This window comes from Ruminococcus sp. 1001136sp1_2201st1_G3_2201SCRN_220225 (genome assembly GCF_040924365.1).
Taxonomy (GTDB): Bacteria; Bacillota; Clostridia; order Lachnospirales; family Lachnospiraceae; genus Blautia_A; species Blautia_A faecis.
Map to the genome: position 1 here is coordinate 1 of NZ_JBCOME010000140.1, position 1,076 is coordinate 1,076.

1 rRNA gene is annotated in these 1,076 nt (G+C 48.0%); it reads left to right on the forward strand.

What is annotated here, in order from left to right:
* Positions 1-311: 311 nt before the first annotated feature.
* Positions 312-1,076, forward strand: a 23S ribosomal RNA gene (locus AB5642_RS20285); the annotation flags it as partial.

Consider the following 1,076-nt stretch of genomic DNA (forward strand, 5'->3'; position numbering starts at 1 on the left):
CGAAGATCGAGAGACTGGTGTTAACCCGATCAGCAGGGAAGTGCTGTTATGATAACTGGTTTTACCAGTGATTAGAGGTTTTAAATGGAAGATATCTGATGTTTAAGATTTCTAATGACTGATAAAAATTCAGTCAGATATGTACCTTGAAAACTGCATACATGTAAATTTGATTAAAGTTTAATCAAATATCCTTGATACAAACGTTAAAACGTAAGATAGGAAGACATCGATTTAGTCTGTGAGAGCAGACAAAGATCAACAATGAGAATCAAAAGACCGCATCACCTACGCTAGGGTGATGAGCGAAAGGTCAAGCAATAAGGGCACAGGGCGGATGCCTTGGCACTAAGAGCCGAAGAAAGACGTGATAAGCTGCGATAAGCTTCGGGGAGGAGCAAATATCCTTTGATCCGGAGATCTCTGAATGGGGAAACCCGGCAGAGCACACCTCTGTCATCCATACGCCAATCCATAACGTATGGAAGGGAACCCGGGGAACTGAAACATCTAAGTACCCGGAGGAAAAGAAAGAAAACTCGATTCTGCAAGTAGCGGCGAGCGAACGCGGAAGAGCCTAAACCGGAATGCGTGCATTCCGGGGTTACGGACTGCATTTAAGATTCTCGGAAGCTAACAGAACGGTTTTGGGAAAGCCGGCCGCAGAGGGTGAAAGCCCCGTATGTGAAAGCAGATGAGACTGAGCAGGATCCAGAGTACCACGAGACACGAGAAACCTTGTGGGAAGTCAGGGGGACCACCCCCTAAGGCTAAATACTACTTAGTGACCGATAGCGCATAGTACTGTGAAGGAAAGGTGAAAAGGACCCCGGGAGGGGAGTGAAAGAGAACCTGAAACCCTGTGTCTACAAGCTGTGGGAGCACCTTATGCGTGCAACCGCGTACTTTTTGTAGAACGGTCCGGCGAGTTACGCTTACTGGCAAGGTTAAGCACTTCAGGTGCGGAGCCGTAGGGAAACCAAGTCTTAAGAGGGCCAGAGTCAGTAGGAGTAGACCCGAAACCGGGTGATCTACCCATGTCCAGGATGAAGCTGCCGTAAGAGGCAGTGGAGGTC